Origin of the sequence: Flavobacterium sp. UMI-01, assembly GCF_019656315.1 — a bacterium.
Taxonomy (GTDB): domain Bacteria; phylum Bacteroidota; class Bacteroidia; order Flavobacteriales; family Flavobacteriaceae; genus Flavobacterium.
Genome location: NZ_BPLU01000008.1, coordinates 313,444 through 337,280, shown reverse-complemented (window position 1 = coordinate 337,280; position 23,837 = coordinate 313,444). Strand labels below are relative to the sequence as shown.

15 protein-coding genes, 1 CRISPR repeat array and 1 riboswitch are annotated in these 23,837 nt (G+C 33.8%); of the genes, 8 read left to right on the top strand and 7 right to left on the bottom strand.

Going from position 1 to position 23,837, the window contains the following annotated elements; genetic code table 11:
- Positions 1-123: 123 nt before the first annotated feature.
- Positions 124-3,039 (bottom strand): FAD-binding and (Fe-S)-binding domain-containing protein, encoded by a 2,916-nt coding sequence (locus K5R64_RS06010; protein ID WP_220761813.1) that lies wholly within the window; start codon positions 3,037-3,039, stop codon positions 124-126.
- Between the two features lie 173 nt (positions 3,040-3,212).
- A complete protein-coding gene (locus tag K5R64_RS06005) occupies positions 3,213-3,923 on the bottom strand; it encodes a hypothetical protein (protein ID WP_220761811.1) in 711 nt (236 codons plus the stop codon).
- A gap of 182 nt (positions 3,924-4,105) precedes the next feature.
- Between K5R64_RS06005 and K5R64_RS06000 the strand changes: the two genes are divergently transcribed.
- Positions 4,106-4,993 (top strand): carbon-nitrogen hydrolase, encoded by an 888-nt coding sequence (locus K5R64_RS06000; RefSeq protein WP_220761809.1) that lies wholly within the window; start codon positions 4,106-4,108, stop codon positions 4,991-4,993.
- 63 nt (positions 4,994-5,056) lie between these two features.
- Here the strand turns inward: K5R64_RS06000 and K5R64_RS05995 are convergent, their stop codons facing one another.
- Positions 5,057-6,991, bottom strand: a complete 1,935-nt coding sequence (locus tag K5R64_RS05995) for a TonB-dependent siderophore receptor (RefSeq protein WP_255580310.1) — start codon at positions 6,989-6,991, stop codon at positions 5,057-5,059.
- A gap of 98 nt (positions 6,992-7,089) precedes the next feature.
- Positions 7,090-7,356, bottom strand: a riboswitch (cobalamin riboswitch).
- Positions 7,357-7,560: 204 nt separating this feature from the next.
- Positions 7,561-8,214 carry a diphthine--ammonia ligase gene (locus K5R64_RS05990; protein ID WP_220761806.1) on the bottom strand — a complete coding sequence of 218 codons (654 nt, stop codon included), beginning with the start codon at positions 8,212-8,214 and terminating at the stop codon, positions 7,561-7,563.
- A 115-nt stretch (positions 8,215-8,329) separates the two neighbouring features.
- Here K5R64_RS05990 and K5R64_RS05985 point away from each other — a divergent pair, with 115 nt between their 5' ends.
- From K5R64_RS05985 to K5R64_RS05975, 3 genes are all read left to right on the top strand, one after another.
- Complete coding sequence (locus K5R64_RS05985; RefSeq protein ID WP_220761804.1) at positions 8,330-9,472, top strand: ABC transporter substrate-binding protein; 1,143 nt, start codon at positions 8,330-8,332, stop codon at positions 9,470-9,472.
- 2 nt (positions 9,473-9,474) lie between these two features.
- Positions 9,475-10,497, top strand: coding sequence for an iron ABC transporter permease (locus K5R64_RS05980; protein ID WP_255580309.1), 1,023 nt, complete (start codon positions 9,475-9,477; stop codon positions 10,495-10,497).
- 70 nt (positions 10,498-10,567) lie between these two features.
- Positions 10,568-11,350: an ABC transporter ATP-binding protein gene (locus K5R64_RS05975; protein WP_220761802.1), complete on the top strand. Its 783-nt coding sequence runs from the start codon at positions 10,568-10,570 to the stop codon at positions 11,348-11,350.
- Between the two features lie 282 nt (positions 11,351-11,632).
- Here the strand turns inward: K5R64_RS05975 and K5R64_RS05970 are convergent, their stop codons facing one another.
- Together K5R64_RS05970 and K5R64_RS05965 are read right to left on the bottom strand one after the other, a co-directional pair.
- Entirely contained in the window at positions 11,633-12,091 is a 459-nt protein-coding gene (locus K5R64_RS05970; protein WP_220761800.1) for a tRNA (cytidine(34)-2'-O)-methyltransferase, read from the bottom strand.
- A 186-nt stretch (positions 12,092-12,277) separates the two neighbouring features.
- The gene (locus tag K5R64_RS05965; RefSeq protein ID WP_220761798.1) at positions 12,278-12,868 is read right to left on the bottom strand and encodes a pseudouridine synthase; all 591 of its coding nucleotides are present in this window, start codon (positions 12,866-12,868) and stop codon (positions 12,278-12,280) included.
- 169 nt (positions 12,869-13,037) lie between these two features.
- Here K5R64_RS05965 and cas1 point away from each other — a divergent pair, with 169 nt between their 5' ends.
- Entirely contained in the window at positions 13,038-13,946 is a 909-nt protein-coding gene (gene cas1, locus K5R64_RS05960; RefSeq protein ID WP_220761796.1) for a type II CRISPR-associated endonuclease Cas1, read from the top strand.
- Complete coding sequence (cas2, locus tag K5R64_RS05955; protein ID WP_220761794.1) at positions 13,922-14,251, top strand: CRISPR-associated endonuclease Cas2; 330 nt, start codon at positions 13,922-13,924, stop codon at positions 14,249-14,251. Before cas1 ends, cas2 begins: the two co-directional genes overlap by 25 nt.
- Before the next feature lie 142 nt (positions 14,252-14,393).
- Positions 14,394-17,855: direct repeats of the CRISPR family, unit length 36 nt; unit sequence AATATCGTGTTTTCTAATCTTTAATCAAACCACAAC.
- A 114-nt stretch (positions 17,856-17,969) separates the two neighbouring features.
- Here the strand turns inward: cas2 and cas9 are convergent.
- Positions 17,970-21,347: a type II CRISPR RNA-guided endonuclease Cas9 gene (cas9, locus tag K5R64_RS05950; protein ID WP_220761792.1), complete on the bottom strand. Its 3,378-nt coding sequence runs from the start codon at positions 21,345-21,347 to the stop codon at positions 17,970-17,972.
- A gap of 395 nt (positions 21,348-21,742) precedes the next feature.
- On the opposite strand from cas9, the gene rmuC reads away from it, so the two are divergent.
- Together rmuC and K5R64_RS05940 are read left to right on the top strand one after the other, a co-directional pair.
- Positions 21,743-23,113: a DNA recombination protein RmuC gene (gene rmuC, locus K5R64_RS05945; protein ID WP_220761790.1), complete on the top strand. Its 1,371-nt coding sequence runs from the start codon at positions 21,743-21,745 to the stop codon at positions 23,111-23,113.
- 136 nt (positions 23,114-23,249) lie between these two features.
- Complete coding sequence (locus K5R64_RS05940) at positions 23,250-23,828, top strand: YceI family protein (protein WP_220761788.1); 579 nt, start codon at positions 23,250-23,252, stop codon at positions 23,826-23,828.
- The last annotated feature ends 9 nt before the right edge of the window (positions 23,829-23,837 follow it).

The following is a 23,837-nucleotide window of genomic DNA, read 5'->3' as shown; positions in this document are numbered from 1 at the left end:
TAAGATTTTATTCTCTTTCAAAAGTTATTTTTAAAAACAGATAATTATCAAAAAAATGCTTTTGCAAATGAATAAAAAAGAAAAAAAAACCAGACTTTTAGGTAAAATCTGGGTTTGATGTATTTATCGCAAACATTTTCTCAAAATGCTTACTGGGTGCTGTGCTTTACGACTGGTTCCGTCATAAATTTGATGGCGACAACTGGTCCCAGCCGCAGCTATTTCAGTGGTTTCGGCAGTAGCTCTAATTTTAGGAAATAAAGTATCTTCCCCCATTTGCATACTGATATCATAATGCTCTTTTTCGTACCCAAAAGAACCTGCCATACCACAACAACCAGAATTGTAAATGGTTACCGTATTGTTTTTAGGAAGATTCAACATCGCAAAAGTAGCCTCAATAGTACTCAATGCTTTTTGATGGCAATGACCATGAATTTTAATTTCCTTAACTTCATCAGTAAACGACGCTGGGGTGATGTTTCCTTTTAGGATTTCATTTTTAAAAAACTCTTCAATAGTAAAAACATTTTTGGCTAGTTTTTCCGCTTTAGTTTTATCCTCAGCCAAACGAATATACTCGTCTCTAAATGATAAAATCGCTGAAGGCTCAATTCCTATTAACGGTGCTTCATCGGTTACTACAGCACTAAAAATTTCGATATTGATATTGGCAATTTCTTTAGCTTCTTCCAGAAATCCTTTGGACAAATAGGCTCTACCGCTTTCTTCATGGTTTAAAATAACCACTTCGTAGCCTAAGGCAGTCAACAATTCGAAAGCATCGATTCCTACAGACACATCGTAATAATTGGTAAACTCATCACAAAACAAATACACTTTATTGTTGATTAAAGTATCTTGAATTACAGATTCTTTTTGATTTTCGTACCAATCTCTAAAAGTGATTTTAGCTAAATGGGGAACTTCACGTTTAGGAGCCACTCCCATCATTTTTTTAACCACTGACAAATTAGAAACCCAATTGGTAAAGGACGGAAAACCACTACCAAGATGATTCAGTTTGGCATTATTAGCAAAAATACGTGAGCGCAACGAAAAACCATTTGCTTTTTGGTATTGGTATAAAAACTCAGCTTTCAAGGAAGCAATATCTACATTACTCGGGCATTCACTGGCGCAAGCCTTACAGCTTACACACAAATCAAAAACTTGATACAATTCTTCATGGTTAAACTTGTTGGTTTTATCAGAATTGGTCAAATAATCTCTCAAGGCGTTGGCACGAGCACGAGTGGTGTCTTTTTCGTTTCGGGTGGCGCGGTAGCTCGGACAAAGCGTACCACCTGCCGATGGTAGTTTTCGGCAATCGCCAGAACCGTTGCATTTTTCAGCGGCTCGAAGAACCCCTAGACTGTCTGAGAAATCCTGAATCGTCTCAATTTCTGGTTCTACTCTACCGGGTTCAAAACGGAGGTTTTCATCCATTTTTAAGGCATTGACAATTTTGCCCATATTCAAAACCGAATGGGGGTCGAAAGCCAATTTTAATCGTTTCAACAATTCATAGTTCTGTTCCCCAATCATAAAGGGTAAAAACTCGCCACGTACAATTCCGTCCCCGTGTTCTCCACTCAAAGACCCTCTATATTTTTTTACTAAATGGGCTACTTCGGTAGCTATATTTCTAAATTGATAAACACCTTCTTTGGTTTTTAGATTCAAAACAGGACGCAGGTGGATCTCCCCTGCGCCAGCGTGAGCATAGTAAATTGCGCTTTGCCCATGACGTGCCATCATAGCTGAGAAATCAGCAATATAATTTGGTAAATCACTTAATTCCACCGCTGTATCTTCAATCGAATCGGCGGCTTTATCATCACCTACAATACTTCCTAACAAGCCCAAACCTGCTTTGCGCAATTCATTGATTTTGTCAATATCACCACCGTAAATTTTTGGCAGAGCATACCCAAAGTTATTTTTTTCCAAGTCGGCTATCAAGGCATCCGCTTGTTTTTCGGCCTCTTCCATGCTTTCGTACGAACCTACTTCAAACATCATCACCGCTTTGGGGTCGCCCACAATAAAAAATCGGTTTTTGGCTTGTTCTCTATTGGTTTTGGTACACTCAAGAATGGTGTCATCCATCATTTCACAGGTGTACAAATGATGCTTCATGGCTACCACAACGGCTTCCAAACTCTCTTGAATGGTATAAAAATGCGCCACTACCATCACATTATTTGTGGGAGGTAAATCATCTACTTTTAAGGTCACTTCGGTGGTAAAGGCCAAAGTTCCCTCGCTTCCGCAAAGCAATTTCCCTACATTAATTGTCGGTTCCGTACCACCAAATAAATCTGATTTTAATAAAATATCTACCGCGTAACCTGTATTTCTTCTGTGAATTTCAGGTTTTGGAAATTCTTTTTTGATTTCGTCTTGTGTCGCTTGAACCGATAGTTCTTCGTATAACGTTCGATAAATTTGATTTTCTAAAGTATCTCCTTTGGTTTTTTCGATAAACTCGGCTGAAGTAATTTCTTCAAAAACCACTTGGGAACCATCACTCAAAACGGCTTTGATTTTTACAATCTTATCTCTGGTTACACCGTAACGAATGGAAGTAGTTCCAGAAGAGTTGTTTCCTACCATTCCTCCAATCATACAACGATTTGAAGTGGAGGTATTAGGGCCAAAAAACAATCCATGAGGTTTTAAAAACAAATTCAATTCGTCCCGAATCACACCCGGTTGCACCGTTACTGTTTTATTTTCCTTATCAAAAGAAACAATTTTGGTAAAATGCTTGGAGACATCGACTACGATTCCGTTGCCCACCGTTTGCCCTGCCAGCGATGTCCCTGCCGTTCTAGGAGTAATTGATAATTGATGGTCTTTGGCAAAGCAAATTATTTTTACAATATCCTCAACCGTTTTGGGTAACGCTACCGCTTGAGGAACTAATTTATAAGCAGAAGCATCTGTTGCGTATAGTATTTTGTGTAGCTCATCATATAACAGGGTACCTTCTAACTTTTTAGCTAAGGTGTCAAATTTGGTTTGCAAAGACATGAATAATCGTGTTTAATAAGAATAGCAAATATAACGATAATCCCTTTTTAACCTTTATCAATGATAAAAGTTTGAATCAAGAATTACTGTTAGAAACAATGATGCTATAATCGATTGAAATTTAAACTAATAAAAAAGAGATTGTAAAAAACAATCTCTTTTGGGGTCTGTTTTTACAGTTTTGTGAAAAGACTTTCGTCAAAATCAGATTTAACCACTACATTTTTAGGACCACCCGCACCTTGTGAGCGATTAAAAGACAATAAAATATTTCCCATTTTTTGATAATTATCCCAAGCCAAAGTAAATTTAGGCTCTGCATCGTCATACTTTTTAAAATAAGACCATTGTTTTATCAAATGTTCTTTTTGGTCGATATATACCCAATATTTATTTTCAGGGGTAACGCCCACAGCATTAAACGTGAGTTGCAAAACATCGGCAGTATGCCCATCTGGTAAATTAGCTGTTTTAACATAGGATAAATGCACACCCGGATCTTGCAACTTCCAAGGCATTACGAGCCAGTACGAATCATTAATCCACCATTTTTGTGCTTGTTGAAGTAATTTGGTCGTTTTTTGTTCATCAGTAATCAAGTTGCCATTTTCATACGCTTTCCCTTTTAATGTATTGATGTTAACCAAAATTACTTGATTGGCCTCAGGATTTTCTACCCTCACATCTCCTGTCCATTTGTTCCAATATAATTTTCGTTTCCCAAAATCCCATTGAATGTATTTGGTGTTGTTATAATTTTTCATTCCTCCCATAGCGTCTTGCATGTTTTGGACTAACTTATTGATATCTTTTTGGGCTGACGTAGGTTGTACAAAGCAAAGTGAAATAATTAAGGTAAAAGCTAAAGGTATCAATCGGTTCATAGGAAGTTTTTTTATATGATAGTCATACAAAAATACATTGTTTTTGTTTCTAATTTTGGTTTCTGACTAAAATTAAATACAGGCAATGATGCATCAAACCGACCTAACGTGAAGTTAATTTTTGGGTTCCTCTTTTTCTACTCTTTATAAAATACTTATTTTTGCAGTCTAAAATTGAAAATATGCCAAATAAAAAATATAAAATCGCTGTAATTCAACTGAATTTAAATGACGTAGCCAAAAACAATTTGAAAAAATGCCTTAGTTGGGTGCGTGATGCAGCGAGTCAAGGAGCCGAAGTTATTTCACTTCCAGAATTGTACAGCAGCCATTATTTCTGTCAAAGTGAAGATGTAGATAATTTTGCGTTAGCAGAACCTTTGTACAGTACTTCCTTTATTGCTTTTAGCGAATTGGCGAAAGAATTAGGAGTGGTGATTATTGTTCCTTTTTTCGAAAAAAGAATGGCTGGCATCTACCACAACAGCGCTTACATTATTGATACCGATGGTAGTGAAGCGGGATTGTACCGAAAAATGCACATTCCAGACGATCCTCATTTTTATGAAAAATTCTATTTCACTCCTGGAGATTTAGGATTTAAAACGATTCCAACGAAAAAAGGAAAAGTGGGAACATTAATTTGTTGGGACCAATGGTATCCTGAAGCAGCTCGTTTGACCGCTCTAAAAGGTGCCGAAGTTTTGTTTTACCCTACAGCTATTGGATGGCATCCACAAGAAAAAGCCCAATACGGTGAAAACCAATACGGCGCATGGATGAACGTTATGAAAGGACATGCTGTTGCTAATGGTGTTTATGTAGCTGCGGCTAACCGCATTGGACTAGAACAATATATTGAAGGTACAGCGGGAATCGAATTTTGGGGAGCATCCTTTATTGCAGGACCTCAAGGGGAAATCTTAGCACAAGCTTCGCACGATAAAGAAGAAATCTTGATTGCCGAAGTTGATTTGGATTTACAAGAAAATGTACGTCAAAATTGGCCATTTTTTAGAGACAGACGTATTGATGCTTTTGATGACATTACTAAAAGAGCGATTGATTAAGTGCACGTCTTTGTAGAACAATAAAAAAAATCGGAGTATTACCTACTCCGATTTTTTTATGGATTAAAACAAGAAAGTCATCCCCGCTTTGAAATTTCGCCCTCGAGTACTGTAGCCTACTGTTTCAACAAAATTTTCATTAAAAATATTCGTAACTGTTCCAAATATTGAAAGCCTATTAGGAATAACATTAAATTTCACCAAGGCATTTACTAATTGGTAAGCATCTAATACCGATACTACAGGAGGATAACCTGTAAAACCATCTCTTTTATCTAAGTATTGGTAGGAAATCCCAACTGAAGCGTTGTTACTGATATCATAATCCATAGCTAGATTTACTTTATGCTTTGGATTGTACAAATTAGCTCTTACATTAGGAAATGTATTGTTTACCGCTTTTTCTTCCACTTGGGTGAAGGTGTAATTGGCATTAAAATTCAAATGGTTTGCTAATGCAATACGAAAAGCTGTTTCGATACCTTTGGCATTGTATTTTCCATCGGCATTAAAATAGGAAGATGCATAAGTTATTGGATTTGAATAATATTCAATTGCCGATTTTTCTTCTCTATAAAACCCTACAGTATTCCATGTAATTTTATTTTTCCATAATGAAACTTCAAAACCAGCTTCGATAGTAGCATTTTCTTCTGGTTGTAAATCTGTATTCCCTGCATAGGCATCATACAATTGGTATAAACTTGGTGTGATGTAAGCCGTACTATAAGAAGCCAAAAGTTTTAAAGGTAGGTCCTGAAAATTATAAGATGGATTGATGTTATACACAATGTGGTTGCCATAATCACTGTGATTATTCAAACGTGCTCCTGCATTAAGATTAAGACCAAAAGGAGAAGTATAAACCACATTTAAATAAGGATCAACCAAATTGAATTTGGCAAACTTATTAGAAATAGCAGTATAAATACTATTGATAGACATTTCAAAAAATTGATATTGAAGTCCAGTAACTAAAGATAAATCTGGAATAATCCTGTATTTATTGAAAAGGTCAATATTGGTATTTCTGGATTTGTAATGGGTGGTAGTCCCGTAATTCAAAAGTTCTTTCGCAATAAGATTCCCACTTGTGTTTAGGACTAATTCCCCATTGTCATACTTAAATTTAGGTGACAAACCGATACGATACTGTTCAGATAAATTAAAATTATTAGGGTCATCCTGAAAAGCACCTTTATCAAACTCGTTTCTCATTCGGTCATAATTGGCAAAGAAATCAAGGTTTATTTTTTTAGTTGGGCTTACGCCAAATTTAACCAATGCGTTGACTCTTGAAAATTTATCATCCTCAAAGTTATCGCCTTTGGCTTCTGAAATTCCAGAAGCTCCTGTAGCATTCACAGCAGCAAAATAATTTATTTTTTCTTCCTTAGCACCAAAACTCACTCCTTGGTTGATTTCGGCAGGACTGTACGAACGCTTATCAGCCGTGTTTTGTGTGCCCAAATTGAGGTAAGTACTTCCAGAGATGGTTTTATTTGTTCCTTTTTTCAAAGTAATATTGATGACACCTGATGCAGCACCTGTACCGTATAAAGTACTCGAAGCTCCTTTCATAATTTCGATACTTTCTACTTGTTCAATAGGAATCAAACGCAAATCATAATCAAAATTAATCCCTGATGCATCTGATACAGGCACGCCATCAATAATAATTAAAGTTTGTCGGCTACGGCTACCACGTATGTAGTAACTAAGATTTTTTCCGGGACTACTTTGATTTCCATTGATTTCAAGACCCGCAACAGAACTCAAAACATTGCCTAAAGTTTGTCCTTGTTTTTTTTCTAAATCAGCGGCTGTAATTTTGACAATAACTTTACCTGATTTTTCCTTTGTCATTGCAAATTTAGAATCCGTAATAACTACTTCTTCTAGTTCACTTGGAGTTGCTATAACTCCTTTTTTTTGTGCAAATACTGTTGCACCCATTATTAGGCATAGTGCACTAATACGAACGATTTTGTTGTTCATTTTATTAAAAACATTTTGCTGTGGTTATAACCACAACAGGATTAATAATGGGAGAAAAGCATAGAATTACCCATACCCAAACCTTTTTTCCCGAAAGTTTGATACTCGATGTATTAGGCAGGTCTCCTGGCTTGCGTCTTGTTGTTTACCTTCTCATCCGCCACGGCAGACAATGGTGTTGTAGATAACAACAAGCTTAATAGCTTACAGTTGCGGGTACAGCTTAGGATTTATGATTCCAGATTATGGATTATAAATAGAAAACGTTTCAAAACGAATGTCTATTTGTTGGTATCATTCACCTAATTCCCTTTTAATGCTGCTTTAAAATTGAAAAAACAGCAACCTCAATACGGCGGCAAAGATAGTATTAAATTTATTTTTTATTTAACAATTTTATTTTTGGTTACTATAAATTAGTATGTAGTTGTATTTTAGATGGTTATCACCATGAAAAAATTAACAAGCACTATAGAACTGAAAATTAAAGTCCCATTGGTCTAGCCCTGACAGCAATGAAAAAACTTTATATAGGGTAAAAAAATAGAAATCCCAATGAAAAACAACTTCTATAAAAAAGAATTATCCCAAACCACAAAACAATAATTATTGTGCAAAGTGGTAGTATAGGCTGGTAAAGAAATTTCGTTTTGAAATAATGGACAATCGAGTACTAGAGTGTGAAATTCGCCGTTTTCTCCACAAGGGTCGATTCCTTTTTGTTGTAATTCTTGAGCCAATTCAAGAGTAAGTATTTCACCTAGATAAGTTTCGCCCATTTGGGCATTGCAGGACACAATCATGGTTTTGATACCGTTCTCCAGCATTTCATATACGAGTTGAAGGCGGTCTTGTTGCCAAAGAGGTAAAATGGCTTTGAGTTCAGCTGCAGCGCATACTTTGTCTTCCCAATCTTTATGAGCTTGTAAGTCGATGTCACCAAAAACAGCTGCTTCAATAGCATAATTGTTTTTTATCCTTTTCAAGGTTTCGATATATTTAGGCTCGTATTCTTCCCAAGTGGCTGCAACAGCCTCTAAAGGCAATTGTAATTGTAAGGCTTGTTGATTTAAAATAGCCAAAGGGAGACCATGAGAGCGGGAAATTTTACCGTTTTCATTCATTACATTGAGCAAAACCTTAGGAGTAAATCCTTGTTCAACGGCTTTCATCATGGCATAACAACTATCTTTGCCACCACTCCAAGAAGTTAAAAAATTCATATTTATTTTGGCTTTAAAACCGCAAATATAGTATTTGCAATTGGAGTGAATTCTAAAAATAAATCGGAATTTTTATAATTTCTCCTACCTTTGTATCCAAAAAAGATGCTAAATAATGATATTTAAATCCCTTTTCCCTCTTTTGGTAGGGACTATTTTAATGCTAGTTTCCTGTAAAAAAAAGGAAGATGTCTCCAGTGTAACACAGTCTGTTACAACCAATCAAATTAAATATGCAACAAGTTTAGCTATCTATGAAAACAAGGATTTTTCGATTGTAAAAATCATTACCCCTTGGCCCAATGCAACTGAGGATTTGACTTATATTTTAAAAGAAAAACAAGGCCACGTCCCAGATAGTTTAACAAAATACCCTATCATTACCGTTCCACTCACGTCAATTGTTGTGACTTCCACTACCATTATTCCTTACCTTGAATTACTGGATGCCTCGGAAAAACTCGTAGGATTTCCTAATACAGATTATATTTCATCCCCAAAAACAAGAGAACGTATTGATAAAGGTTGGGTTAAAAATCTAGGACAAAACGAAAAATTAAATATGGAGCAATTGATTGATTTGGCTCCTGATTTGATTGTTACTTTCAGTATGGACAATCACAATCCGATGATTGAAAATTTAGAAAAGAGCGGTTTAAAAACTTTGGTACAAGCAGATTGGATGGAGCAAACACCACTAGGAAAAGCGGAGTGGATTAAATTATATGGTGCTTTACTAGGTAAAAAAAGAGAGGCCAAAAAAGAGTTTGACCAAATCGTGCAAAACTATCAAGAAGCAGTAAAACTAGCTGATACAAAAGGAGTGAAAAAAAGCGTGATGTATGGTTCTATGTACCAAGATCAGTGGTTTGTAGCCAAAGGGAATAGTTGGGTAGCTCAATTTATTAATGATGCGCAAGGAAATTATCTTTGGGCAGACACCCAAGGGTCAGGAAGTTTGTCTTTATCTTTTGAAACGGTTTTGGATAAGGCAAAAAACGCTCAAGTGTGGGTAGCAACTAGTTCATTCAAAACCTTGAAAGAAATGACAGATGCCAATCCTCATTATGCACAATTTAAAGCATATCAACAAAAAGAGGTTTATACTTTCGAAGGAAAATTAGGGGCTACTGGAGGTACTGTTTATTATGAGCTAGCACCTAGCCGCCCCGATTTGGTTCTAAAAGATTATATCAAAATGCTTCATCCTGAATTACTTCCTAATTATACATTTACTTTTGCACAAAAACTGAACTGATAGTGGCGTCCAAACAAACAATATATGCGTTATTTATTCTAACTGGAATAGGTTTTTTAAGCTTGTTTTTTTTAAACATTAGTCTAGGCTCTGTTACGATTCCTTTTGAAGAAATTGTGACTAGTTTGACCGGAGGACAAGCCAGTAAATCTACTTGGGAATACATCATTATCAATTATCGTTTACCTAAAGCGATAACAGCAATAATGGTAGGTATGGGATTGTCAATTAGCGGTTTATTGATGCAAACACTTTTTAGAAACCCACTAGCCGGACCTTATGTCTTAGGACTCAGCTCAGGGGCAAGTTTGGGAGTGGCTTTTGTAATATTAGGTGCTGGCCTGATGCCTTCTTTTTTGGCTTCGATTTTATTGTCATCGTATGGGATTGTGCTTGCCTCAACCTTCGGGAGTGCTGTTGTTTTACTAGCAGTATTGATTGTAGCCCAACGATTAAGAGATACCGCTGCCATTTTAATTGTAGGACTTATGTTTGGGAGTTTTACATCGGCTATTGTGAGTACTCTTACTTATTTCAGCACAGCTGACCAATTGCAAAAATTTACATTTTGGGCCATGGGGAGTTTGGGGAATTTATCATGGAATTCCATTTTAATTTTGACTGTTGCCGTGGTAGTAGGAATGGGATTGAGTTTGTATAGTATCAAAGCTCTTAATGCCTTGCTTCTGGGAGAAAATTACGCTAAAAGCATGGGGTTAAACTTCAATAAAACCCGCTTTATAATCATATTGGCTACTAGTCTATTAGCAGGAAGTATTACGGCGTATGCAGGTCCCATTGCTTTTATAGGTTTAGCGGTTCCTCATATTGCTAAATTGCTTTTTCAAACGAGTAATCACCAAATCCTTTTTTGGAGTACCCTACTTATTGGCGCTAGCATGATGTTGCTTTGTGATGTTATTTCACAAATGCCTGGATACGAAACAACTTTACCTATAAATGCCGTAACTTCGTTATTTGGAGCGCCTATAGTCATTTGGTTATTGGTGCGAAAAAGAAGATAAAATTGTTTTTATCCTGACACAAAGCCCTAATATAATCAAAATAGGAAGTATAACTTTAGAAAAAAATGCCATGCCTAACAACCCTATCTTAGAAGCTTCTCGTCTTCGTATTGGATATTTGACTAAAAATGATAAAAAAGTCATTGCTTCGGAGGTGAATTTGACGTTGTCTCAGGGGAAACTGATTGCTTTAATAGGTGCCAATGGAATAGGTAAATCGACACTTTTGCGTACTTTAACAGGAATTCAAAAGCCTCTTTTAGGCACAGTTGTGCTAGCGGGCAAACCTATAGAAAATTATAGTCCCTTGGCTTTAGCTCAACATTTGAGTGTGGTCTTGACTGAAAAATTGCCCCCAAGTAACCTAACAGTTTTTGAGCTCGTTGCCTTAGGAAGACAACCTTATACCAATTGGATAGGAAAACTGAACGATACCGACATTGCTAAGATACATGATGCTTTGGAACTCACCCAAATCAATCATCTAGCTTCTAAAAAACATTACGAAATAAGTGATGGACAATTACAAAAAGTATTGGTAGCAAGAGCACTAGCCCAAGACACTCCTTTGATTATTTTGGACGAACCCACCACTCATTTGGATTTATTACACAAAGTAGCGCTGTTCAAATTATTAAAAAAACTGAGTCAGGAAACTCAAAAAGCCATTTTGTTTTCTACTCATGATATCGATATGGCGATACAATTAAGCGACGAAATGATTGTCATGACTCCTGAGAAAGTAATTCAAGATACACCTTGTAATCTCATAACCCAAGGTTGTTTTAATACTTTATTTCAGGACGAACATATCTATTTTGATAACGAAAAAGGAAAATTTATAATTTCCTAAAATACTTCAAAATTTACAACTAAACCCTGCCAACAGTCAGGCAATTATCATATATAACCCGTTTGGTGAAATTAATAAGATTCATTAAAACTGGTAATTCTAATTTAAATCTAAAGTTAATTATACTTAAAATGTCAGTCTGAGCCTGTCGAAGACTTCATAGTATGATACATTTCGACAAGCTCAATGTGACAATAGTTATAAAATTAACTATTAAATTAATTTCACCCTACGGGTCATATATAGTTCTTTTTAAAGCCAATAGAAAGGCATTGACAAAACTTATTTATGAGCAGTCCAAATTTGTCTTCTCGCCTCACCAACTACAAAGGCAACCGAATTAGCAATGTTGAAACTTCTAATTTTATTAGACATCGGTATTTTCAAATGATGCTCAAATTGATCTAAAACTTCTTGGCTCAAACCCACACTTTCTTTTCCAAAAACCAGCCAATCTCCATCTTGAAACTCAATATCCAAATAAGAGGTTGTCGCATGTGAACTCATTAAGAAAACTCTTGACAAATCAGGAATTTGAGCCTTCCATTCTGCTACATTTTGATATTCAGTAACATCAAGGTGTACCCAATAATCCAATCCCGACCTTTTTAAGTTTTTATCATTAATTACAAAACCAAATGGATGAATCAAATGCAATCGGCTTTCAGTACCCACACAAAGTCGGCCAATATTTCCTGTATTATTAGGTATTTCAGGTTCTACTAAAACAATGTTTAACATTTTAAAAAGTTTAGGGTTTAAGAGTTTTATTTTATGAGTTTAAAAAAAGTTTAAAAAAGTTTAAGAGTTTAAAAGTTTAAGGGGTATGGTTTATGTTGTTTTAGTTGTTTATAATTATGATTGCAATTCTTTATTCCTATTCATATTGTAATTGAATATTGTCATTGCCATTGTTTATTGCCATTTCTATTTAATTCCAACTTGTTTAAGATTTGTAAATTCATCGACTTCAATAACTTCACCTGATTGTAAATTACCCAACATAACATCTCCTACCCTTACACGAACCAGCCTCAAAGTTGGAAAACCAACGGCTGCAGTCATTTTGCGCACCTGCCTAAATTTTCCTTCATTGATAGTGATTGAAGCCCAAGATGTAGGACCGTGACGCTCATCACGAATTTTTTTACCTCTAGGACCAAATTCAGGAATGCATTCAAGTAGTCGGGCTTGACATTTTTTGGTTTTGTATTTTTGACCGTTCACACCTATTTCTACCCCCATTTGGAGTTGGTCAATAGCTGCTTGGGTAATTACGCCATCCACTTGTACATAATATTCTTTTGCTACCTTTTTACTCCGAATTAATTCGCTCATTTTTCCATCCGTAGTAAGAAACAAAAGGCCTTCTGAATCTTCATCTAATCGACCTATAGCCATAGTACCTTCTGGAAAATCATACAATTCACCCAAAAGTTTTTTCTTTCGTTTCAACTCATAAATAAACTGACTGAGATAACCATAGGGTTTATATAACAAAAAATGGCGGTGGCGCATGGATTGGGTTTACATTTCAAGGGCAAATTTAGTTCTTTTCTATCGAGCTCCCTTTGTTAGATGAAAATTTTTAGCTTCAAAAAAGTATTAATTTGAAATAATTTCTTACCTTATAATCCCTTTTTTTGAATCGTTATGGTTTTATTATCAATTATACACCTTTTTAATTATGATAAAAAGAACATTACTTATTGAAAATAAAGCTTCCATTTCAGTTAAGCACCTTCAGCTAGTTGTTAAAACAGAAATTAGAGAAAGCACTATTCCCATTGAAGATATTGGGTTTATTGTCATTGATCACTCAGAAATCTACTTGAGTATTCCAGCGATGAATTTGCTTGTCGAAAACAATGCTGCACTTATCATTTGCGGGAAAAATCATTTGCCCAATGGACTATTTTTGAACCTAAATAGCCATCACATACAACAAGAAATTTTCAAAGCACAGATTGAGGCTTCTGTCCCACTGAAAAAAAAATTATGGCAACAAACCATTATCGAAAAAATTTCCAATCAAGGAATACTGTTGCAAAAAATTACCAAACAAAAAAATAGTTTTGATTTTCTGGCTAGCAAAGTTTTGAGTGGTGATACCACTAATATGGAAGGTGTGGCGGCCAATCAATATTGGAAAGTATTTTTTGATACGTATGACATTACTTTCAGACGAGAGCGATTTGGCGATTATCCCAATAATTTTCTCAATTACGGGTATGCTATTTTAAGGGCAGCAACTGCGCGAGCACTAGCAGGAAGTGGATTACTCAATACTTTAGGCATTCATCACAAGAGTAAGTACAATGCTTTTGCTTTAGCGGATGATATTATGGAACCTTTTCGTCCCTTGGTAGATGAAAAAGTATATGAAATTATGCAAAAATTCCCTGAGCAAGAGTTGAATACGGCTATTAAAGCGGAATTGCTACAATTGCTTACTCAAACCGTTTATTTTAAAGAAGAAAAAAGTCCTTTGATGGTTGCCTTGCAAAAAACAGCAAGCTCCTTGCAACAATGTTATACTGGAATTAGGAAAAAAATAAAATATCCTAAATTATGGAACTTAACGGATACCGAATAATGTGGTTGTTTGTATTTTTTGATTTACCCACCGAAACCAAAAAAGACCGTAGAAATGCTAGCTTATTTCGAAATAATCTTTTGAAGGACGGATTTTCTATGATGCAATTTTCTGTTTATGTGCGCCATTGTGCTAGTAGCGAAAGTGCCGATGTACACGAAAAACGAATTTACCAACTGCTCCCTCCTTTGGGAAAAGTGAGTATTCTCCGCATCACCGACAAACAATTTGGAAACATTCAAAACTTTTGGGGAAAAGCCGAAGTTCCTAAAGCACCTCAACCCACACAATTAGAGTTATTTTAAAAAAAATACGGTTGGATACCCCCTCTGCTAATACTCAAACAAAAAAATGTATCAATCTTGCCTTATCACTGCAAAAAAGATACATTTTTCAATACGATATTTTAGTTTAATCTTTTGAATATCAGAAGCTAACAAAGCAACTAATATCGTGTTTTCTAATCTTTAATCAAACCACAACAAACAGCGCACAACCTCAGATTGTGACTTCAATATCGTGTTTTCTAATCTTTAATCAAACCACAACGGGTAGTATTTATCATTAATCCACTAAACGAATATCGTGTTTTCTAATCTTTAATCAAACCACAACCGGTTTCGCTTAAATCGTTTATCCTGCATTAATATCGTGTTTTCTAATCTTTAATCAAACCACAACTTCTTGTTTATTGGCGTAGTAATTTTTATAAATATCGTGTTTTCTAATCTTTAATCAAACCACAACGTCATTACTCCGCGACCTGCAAGTGTTCCTAATATCGTGTTTTCTAATCTTTAATCAAACCACAACTATTGACTTATATAATAGTTCGACTGTTTTAATATCGTGTTTTCTAATCTTTAATCAAACCACAACCGAACGACCCTTTTATTAAAAAATGTAGGTAATATCGTGTTTTCTAATCTTTAATCAAACCACAACAACATTAGGAAAATTAGTAAAAGGCGTTCTAATATCGTGTTTTCTAATCTTTAATCAAACCACAACGCATTTTCTTACGCTCTCTTTGTGTTTTTGAATATCGTGTTTTCTAATCTTTAATCAAACCACAACTGGCCAGTACTTTTGGAGTTTTAGGTGTTTAATATCGTGTTTTCTAATCTTTAATCAAACCACAACGCTAAGTTGTAATTCTTAATGAATTTTTCCAATATCGTGTTTTCTAATCTTTAATCAAACCACAACTCTAATTTTTTAATTAATTTCACTAAACTCAATATCGTGTTTTCTAATCTTTAATCAAACCACAACGATTGAAAACTGGTGCCGTAAATTTAGTTTAATATCGTGTTTTCTAATCTTTAATCAAACCACAACGCTTAATTGGTTCTAAATCCTCAGCCATGAAATATCGTGTTTTCTAATCTTTAATCAAACCACAACCGTTTTGTTTAATGAAACCAAAGTAGGCAAAATATCGTGTTTTCTAATCTTTAATCAAACCACAACAAAAAGATAATGTAAGCTATTGGACAGATAAATATCGTGTTTTCTAATCTTTAATCAAACCACAACCAAGCGAAAATGTGTTATTGCCAACCGAGAAATATCGTGTTTTCTAATCTTTAATCAAACCACAACCGCTGTCTATCTCGTCTATTAATTTATAATAATATCGTGTTTTCTAATCTTTAATCAAACCACAACTAGATGGACAAAAGATTAGAGATTATGAAAAATATCGTGTTTTCTAATCTTTAATCAAACCACAACTAGTAAGCAACATCCCTACAATATTGTACAATATCGTGTTTTCTAATCTTTAATCAAACCACAACCAAGGGTATGTTACGGACTTAAAAGAAAAGAATATCGTGTTTTCTAATCTTTAATCAAACCACAACTAAAATGACAAACATCACCAACTGTAAGCAAATATCGTGTTTTCTAATCTTTAATCAAACCACAACTAGTAAGCAACATCCCTACAATATTGTACTAATATCGTGTTTTCTAATCTTTAATCAAACCACAACTTAATAGTAGTTTTAAGTTTTGAAACCTCAAATATCGTGTTTTCTAATCTTTAATCAAACCACAACTAGTATTAGACAATGATAATACACAAAAAGAATATCGTGTTTTCTAATCTTTAATCAAACCACAACAAAATCGTTTGGATGCATTGGAAACTGAAAAATATCGTGTTTTCTAATCTTTAATCAAACCACAACTACTTTGCAATTGCTGGTACTGATTGGTATAATATCGTGTTTTCTAATCTTTAATCAAACCACAACCAAATTGTTCTAAACATATTTCTGCTTTAAATATCGTGTTTTCTAATCTTTAATCAAACCACAACAAATAGGGATTGACAAAGTAGCCGATAGCAATATCGTGTTTTCTAATCTTTAATCAAACCACAACCAGCAAACAGTTATCGAAATTTACGCTCTAATATCGTGTTTTCTAATCTTTAATCAAACCACAACCGTTTCAGCTTTTAAAATTAGTGGGGTAGAAATATCGTGTTTTCTAATCTTTAATCAAACCACAACTTTGAGTAACTTCCCCGCTATGTTCTTGTTAATATCGTGTTTTCTAATCTTTAATCAAACCACAACCGATGGCTGGTATAAGCGGTGGTTTAGCTTAATATCGTGTTTTCTAATCTTTAATCAAACCACAACCTCCCTGCCATAACATTAGCACAGGGGTTGAATATCGTGTTTTCTAATCTTTAATCAAACCACAACTAATTTGTTTTTTTACATTTATTCCAAAAAAATATCGTGTTTTCTAATCTTTAATCAAACCACAACTGCCTTTTCAACTACATCTCTATATTCTGAAATATCGTGTTTTCTAATCTTTAATCAAACCACAACGAGTTGCTTCTACTACTGGAGTAGATTCTAATATCGTGTTTTCTAATCTTTAATCAAACCACAACAGCAATCGTAGGCGATTACGGGTTTGCGCTAATATCGTGTTTTCTAATCTTTAATCAAACCACAACATTGTTTTCATTTTCTTGAATTTTTGAAGTAATATCGTGTTTTCTAATCTTTAATCAAACCACAACATACCAACGCCCAACAATAAACGAACCTACAATATCGTGTTTTCTAATCTTTAATCAAACCACAACGCACCATTTGAGATTAATATTGTTTTATCAAATATCGTGTTTTCTAATCTTTAATCAAACCACAACCTCCGCACACGTATCTTATTCCTTTGTCCAAATATCGTGTTTTCTAATCTTTAATCAAACCACAACGCCCCATTTGAGATTAATATTGTTTTATCAAATATCGTGTTTTCTAATCTTTAATCAAACCACAACGATGATTGGAATATTGAAATTTAAAATAATAATATCGTGTTTTCTAATCTTTAATCAAACCACAACTCTGGTATTCTAAAGTGGTAAGTCGTGCTTAATATCGTGTTTTCTAATCTTTAATCAAACCACAACATTTAATTAAAAGCACTGGTCATAACATACAATATCGTGTTTTCTAATCTTTAATCAAACCACAACATGTTTGTTTTATAATGCGTATCTTTACTAATATCGTGTTTTCTAATCTTTAATCAAACCACAACTCTTTCTTTCCACCCCCAATACGGTAATGTAATATCGTGTTTTCTAATCTTTAATCAAACCACAACCTTCGAGGCTGTCCAATACTTCTTCCTGCTAATATCGTGTTTTCTAATCTTTAATCAAACCACAACCCCCTGAATGTGTTCTTTTAACTGGTGACGAATATCGTGTTTTCTAATCTTTAATCAAACCACAACAGTTCAAATCGAATTATGAAACCAATACCGAATATCGTGTTTTCTAATCTTTAATCAAACCACAACCATAATCTCCTTTGAACTCACCTAATGAATAATATCGTGTTTTCTAATCTTTAATCAAACCACAACGGAAATCGACTTTCGATTTTTGAAGCAACGATTTCCGTTGTGGTTTGAGCTGTTTAAGATTATGAAAATTTATGTCAAAGAACTTTACTTTTTATTTTGTTTTCCCTCATAGAGCTATAGCTTTTCGATTTTTCCAGAAACTGAAATTTTTACTTTAATTGGAGTAAAAGTATTCCAACCCGTTTTACCATCTCCAAAACTATGAATCCTCACATAGAATGGTTGGAAATTATTTTGTATTGATGCCTGAGAACTTTGTCTAAATTCATAAAATTTTGATGATAATTTCTGTATCCTATACAAATGTTCCTTTAAAACTTCATAATCTGGTTTCTCCCAATTGATTTCATCATCATTTAATCCCAATAAAAACATATCATTAATATGCAAAGTAGTTATAATTTCTTTACCTCCGACTGGTAATTGATACACGGCTTGCCCAGTTCTTTTACGTTCTACCACCGTCCAAAAAGTCACTACTTCCTCTTTAAGGTTTCCTTTTTCATCTTTATAAATTAAAACATGATGATTGTTTCTAGGATTTACCCATTGATTTACATTTACTTTGAGTTTTTCCGCACCACCAATATTCTCTTTTACTCTTACTTTCAATATGGGTACAGCAGCTCCATTTTTATTAGGTAAGAAAACTTGTGGTTGTTTCATTCCATTTTCGTCTGCTACAAAAAATGTATTGGCAGGAACTTTGTCTTTTATAAACCCACCTAATTCATTTACTCTTTTTAAAATTAATTTTCGAATTGTTTCATCAACAACTTTATCAATTTGTTTTGCTGTTTCCAAACTTTCAATTGGTTTTCTAACATGATACGCTTCTTCACCATTAAAAGTACGTTTTCCAAAAACCGTTTCCTTATGCAATTGACCTCTTGCTGCTACTCCAAGATTGGTATGTTTTTTACCGTTTTTCTCTACTGTTTTGGTTCTAATAGTAATATCATTTGATACTTTTTTGTGAGAAATCAAGATTTTTTCGACAGCCTTTTCTGCATCAGAATTAAAAGTTTCCCAAGGCAACGGAAATTTTTTCAAATCATAATTTCGGTTGTATCGATTCCATTTTGACAATTCTTGAACATACGAAACTTTTGTACAAGCCATAACCAATGCATCAATAGCATGATGGCGATGGTCTTCACGCGTTTTCTCTTTCTCATCATTCAAAATATGATTCAATCCCCATTTTTGACGTAAGTTTGATGTGGCTTGACCTGGAGAAACTGTTACTTTTTTACATATTTTTGATAAATAATTCTTTGCTTCTTTACTGATAAAACGGGTATCATTTAATTGTCGTGAAATAAAATCATCATCAAATTTTTGTTGCACAAATCGCTTGAATTTTTGATAGGCATTTGGATATTCTTTAGTGTCAGAAAATAATTTTAATGCTCTTTCCTTGATAGCAGACCAATTTTGTTCATCACTACCATAAAATTCAAAAGGAGTTTTGTTACCTTTTTTTATGTTTTCAGTTCCCAAACATAGTGTTTTATTAGAAAAACTATCGTTTAAGGATTTACTCCAAGGATGAATATGTTCTATTTGCCATTTGTTTGTAAACAATTCATTTATAGGTATTGACAAACCAGTATAAGGACAAGTTCTTTTACATTCTTCCCAAAGTTTAAATTTTAAAATATTATCATGAGATAGATGTGTATATTTTAAAACTTCTTCTTTTACTCTGTCATTTTCTCGTTCTAATCGCTTTTGATCTCTTCTAATTTGATTACGTTGTGATTTTGAAATTTTTAAATCACGTGCCATTTCTACTTTTATTTCGTCAATTTTACCGTGTTCATCAATCAATTCATTGACTAATTTTCGTAATTCAAACAAAGCAGTAATCACTATCGGATTTCTAATAGACTGTATTTCCTTATCCGCTTCCTTTCCTAGTGGTAATTTTTCTAATAAATCTGTAACATTAATAGTAGCTGAATGATGATACAATTTTCGTAATTGATTATCAGATATGCCATAATCGTTTCGAAGAATATCTTTTACAACATCTATAAATCCACCTTTGGTTTTTGAACGAACGATTCCTTCAATATTATCAATCAAAAAGTTTCTTTTTTCATCAGATAATTTTTCCCAACCTGAACCAAAAACATTTTTAATTCCACCCATCACAACAGCTACATCATAAGTATAACCTAGTTTCAAAAACGGTAATATGTTTGAAATCGCTTTACGACTTAAACTAGAATACCCATCTTTTAAATTAAATTTAGCTATTGCTATCGCTTGGTCTTCTGTAAAATTCCAATTTTTAATGGCATATTCTTTTAAATTAGATTTACTATCAAAAAAATACAATACATGCCAAATATCTTCTTGTTCTTTCTCTGAAAAATCAAACCATTTTTTTCCAAAGAATTTTTTATTAGATAAATTAGAAATGGTGTGTGTTCCAACTATTTTATCATCATCTTTATAATTAAATTTGAATTCTGCACTTTCTTTACCTATCATTTTTCTGATTTTTTTAAAATCAGGTTTTTCATTTGCAAATAAAAATTCAGCAATTTTTTCTTTCTCTTCCTGAGAAATCTTCTTTCCATTATATTCTACTGTATTTACCCATTGCCACACTCTAAATTCTTCAAATGCAATCGCGCTTAAAGGACATTTAGTTTTGGTAGGTTCAAATGAGCAATAACCAACTAAATGCTTTTGGGAACGTAAAGGTCTTTGATGAAAAAGTATTCCATCTACCATATAGCCATCTAATTTTCTTCCTCCAAACAAAGTCTTTAACTCAAGGTTAAAACTATTATGAAATTGAGCTTGCTTTTCCCAAATCAATTCAAATTCGTTCACATACATTTTTCGAGTAGTATATCTATTTCGTATTCTCTCTAATCCTTGTTGATAAGGTTGATTTTCTTTAGGATAAATTTCAAACAAATAAGAACCTAATGTTTTATCAGCTATATTTTGTTGTGTTTCTGTAATCCCAATTTTTCCTTCTTTAGGATTTCCTTTAAAAATAGCACCATCATCACTTCCTCCTTTTCTGCTATTACTCAAAAAACCTCTTCTTTGAATGAGATGATAAAAAATTCTACCTATTTCCTCTAAAGTTAATTTTTCGACAAGTGCTTTTTGACGTAATTCATACGGATTCAGTGCAAACCAATTTGCTAATTTTTCCGACGGAAATTGTTTTGTATTTTTCCAATCTTCAAAATCTTCCGAATTCATTGGACACATACTATTCTCAGACAAAGCTTTAAGCAAAACTTTTTTTCTAAGTCTTCTTCTAAAAAACTGTCGTCTCACTCCCCTAGCTCCTGTTCTACCAGCATTTTTAGACATTTCCCTACCTTCTCCTTCTCCTAAATTATCAACTCCCATCGGAAAAATTCTACTTCCAACACCTAATATTTTATTAATTTGATCATCAATCAAAGCCCACCCAATCGAGTTAGTCCCTAAATCTAGTCCTAAAATTTTTGCCATAGTAATTTAAAATTTTGAAAAAAATAAAAATAGTAAGAAAAATACAAATTAAATATTTTTTTCTATTTTGATAAATAAAAAGTTTTTACTTACATTTGTAACAGATTAAAACAATTCTAATCTTTAATCTTATCACAATAAGGCTATATGCCGTAGATGAAAATCTTTAGTCCTGCTTCGGTGGGACTTTTCATTTAAACTATTTTCAAAACAACATATACATACAAATGCAGGCATATAAGAATAGCGCATGATATATGAATCTACAGGTTGGCACTTGTGTAAAGACAGGTCGTGACTTGTCCCTACGTCATTCAATAAATTTTTCTATCCTGCCCTATGACATCCCCACAATTTATTCCTACTTTTACTTTTTATAAAAACACGATTATTCTATGCCTACACTTCTTTCTTTTTTATTGATTTTTTGTATTGCCCTGGCTTTGGGGTTTATGATTGGGAAATTCCTACTTACCGCACAATTTCAGGCGGAAAAAAGTGGATTAGAAGAAAAACTAAATGGATTAAATCTCCAAATTGCACAATTAAAAGAACAGCATCTTTCTGATAAAGTGGCTTTCGAAAAGCAACTCGAAATCAGCCAAATTGAAAAGGAATCCATTCGAAACGAAAAGGAAAGTTTGGCTATCCAACTTTCGAAAAAAGAAGTGGATTTTGAAAACCTATGGGAACGTCATAAGGAACAAAAAGAGGAAGTTGAAAAATTACAAGAGAAATTCACCAAGGAATTTGAAAATTTAGCCAACAAAATTCTGGATGAAAAATCCAATAAGTTTACTGAACAAAACAAAGAAAACATGAAAAATATCTTGTCTCCTCTACAAGATAAGATTCAGTTGTTTGAGAAAAAAGTAGAAGATACCCATAAAGAAAGTATTGATTATCATGCCGCTTTGCGTCAGCAAATTTTAGGTTTGCGTGAAATGAATTTGCAAATGAGCAAAGAAACCCTCAACTTGACCAAAGCCCTAAAAGGGGATAGCAAAATGCAAGGAAATTGGGGCGAGCTTGTATTAGAGCGTGTATTGGAAAAATCAGGATTGGAAAAAGGTCGTGAATATGATGTTCAACAAAGTTTTACTGCTCAAGAAGGCAATCGTGTCCAACCTGATGTGGTGATTAATTTGCCAGACGGAAAAAAGATGATTGTAGATTCTAAAGTATCCTTGACAGCTTATGAAAAATACATCAATGAAGATGAAGATGAATTAAAAGTAAATTTTCTCAAAGAACATGTTAATTCGATTAAGCGTCATGTGGAGCAGCTAGGAAATAAAAATTATCAGGATTTGTATCAAATAGAGAGTCCTGATTTTGTGTTGCTGTTCATTCCAATTGAACCAGCATTTGCTTTGGCTTTAAACGAAGACAATAGCTTATACAACAGAGCTTTTGAAAAAAACATTGTCATTGTGACTCCTTCCACCTTATTGGCTACGTTGCGTACTATCGATAGCATGTGGACCAATCAAAAACAACAAGAAAATGCGTTTGAAATCGCACGACAAGCAGGGGCTCTATATGATAAATTTGAAGGTTTTTTGGCCGATTTAATTAAGATTGGTAAAAAAATTGACGAAAGCAAAACAGAATATAGTGGGGCAATGAATAAACTTTTTGAAGGAAAAGGAAACCTCATTACTAGTGTCGAAAAATTAAAAAAAATGGGAGCCAAAGCCAAAAAATCACTCCCTGAAAACATCTTAGCTAGAGCGAAAAGAGACGAAGAAAAACTTTTAGAATAAAAACGGCTTGAAATCTAAAACACCTATTTTTTGACGTGTTAAAAAAGAGATAAAATTCGTATTTTATATTTCCATTTTCTATTAAAAATCCAAAAAAAATCGTAACTTTAAGAAGGACTCTAAAGTAGTTTTCATCATGAAAAAAACAGTACTTTTCTTCTTATTGTGTGTCATGACCGCTTATTCTCAAAAAATAGTGACGGTTGATAATGCTGTTGTTTTTTTTGAAGCTTCTGTTCCTTTATTTATTCCTGTAGAAGCTAAAAACGAGTCCGTTAAAGCCACCCTAAATATAAAACGAGGACATGTTTTTTTTGAAATACCTATGAAAAATTTTCATTTTGAAAGAAGTTTAATGGAATCTCATTTTAATGACTATTATTTAGAAACACATAAATACCCCAAAGCAAAATTCAAAGGAACTATAGAAAAGTTTGATTTAAAAGTAATAACCAAAATTCCAAAGACTTTTTTTATCAAAGGTGTCATTGAAATTCACGGTAAATCAAAACCAATTACTGTTAGCAGTAGCCTTTACAAAACCATTCAAGGCGGGATTGCGCTTTTTTCAGAATTCACACTTTTATCAGAAGATTTTAATATTGAAATTCCTTATCTGATCCGTGAAAAAATTGCTAAAACCGTGAATGTAAAAGTACAAACACTATTTCAATTGGAAGCAATAGACCCTAAAAGTATCACCGATACGCAATAGTAAAATATG

Coding starts and splice junctions, on each gene's coding strand:
- K5R64_RS06010 (WP_220761813.1), bottom strand. CDS start 3,039: ATGTCTTTGCAAACCAAATTTGACACCTTAGCTAAAAAGTTAGAAGGT.
- K5R64_RS06005 (WP_220761811.1), bottom strand. CDS start 3,923: ATGAACCGATTGATACCTTTAGCTTTTACCTTAATTATTTCACTTTGC.
- K5R64_RS06000 (WP_220761809.1), top strand. CDS start 4,106: ATGCCAAATAAAAAATATAAAATCGCTGTAATTCAACTGAATTTAAAT.
- K5R64_RS05995 (WP_255580310.1), bottom strand. CDS start 6,991: ATGAACAACAAAATCGTTCGTATTAGTGCACTATGCCTAATAATGGGT.
- K5R64_RS05990 (WP_220761806.1), bottom strand. CDS start 8,214: ATGAATTTTTTAACTTCTTGGAGTGGTGGCAAAGATAGTTGTTATGCC.
- K5R64_RS05985 (WP_220761804.1), top strand. CDS start 8,330: ATGATATTTAAATCCCTTTTCCCTCTTTTGGTAGGGACTATTTTAATG.
- K5R64_RS05975 (WP_220761802.1), top strand. CDS start 10,568: ATGCCTAACAACCCTATCTTAGAAGCTTCTCGTCTTCGTATTGGATAT.
- K5R64_RS05970 (WP_220761800.1), bottom strand. CDS start 12,091: ATGTTAAACATTGTTTTAGTAGAACCTGAAATACCTAATAATACAGGA.
- K5R64_RS05965 (WP_220761798.1), bottom strand. CDS start 12,868: ATGCGCCACCGCCATTTTTTGTTATATAAACCCTATGGTTATCTCAGT.
- cas1 (WP_220761796.1), top strand. CDS start 13,038: ATGATAAAAAGAACATTACTTATTGAAAATAAAGCTTCCATTTCAGTT.
- cas2 (WP_220761794.1), top strand. CDS start 13,922: ATGGAACTTAACGGATACCGAATAATGTGGTTGTTTGTATTTTTTGAT.
- cas9 (WP_220761792.1), bottom strand. CDS start 21,347: ATGGCAAAAATTTTAGGACTAGATTTAGGGACTAACTCGATTGGGTGG.
- rmuC (WP_220761790.1), top strand. CDS start 21,743: ATGCCTACACTTCTTTCTTTTTTATTGATTTTTTGTATTGCCCTGGCT.
- K5R64_RS05940 (WP_220761788.1), top strand. CDS start 23,250: ATGAAAAAAACAGTACTTTTCTTCTTATTGTGTGTCATGACCGCTTAT.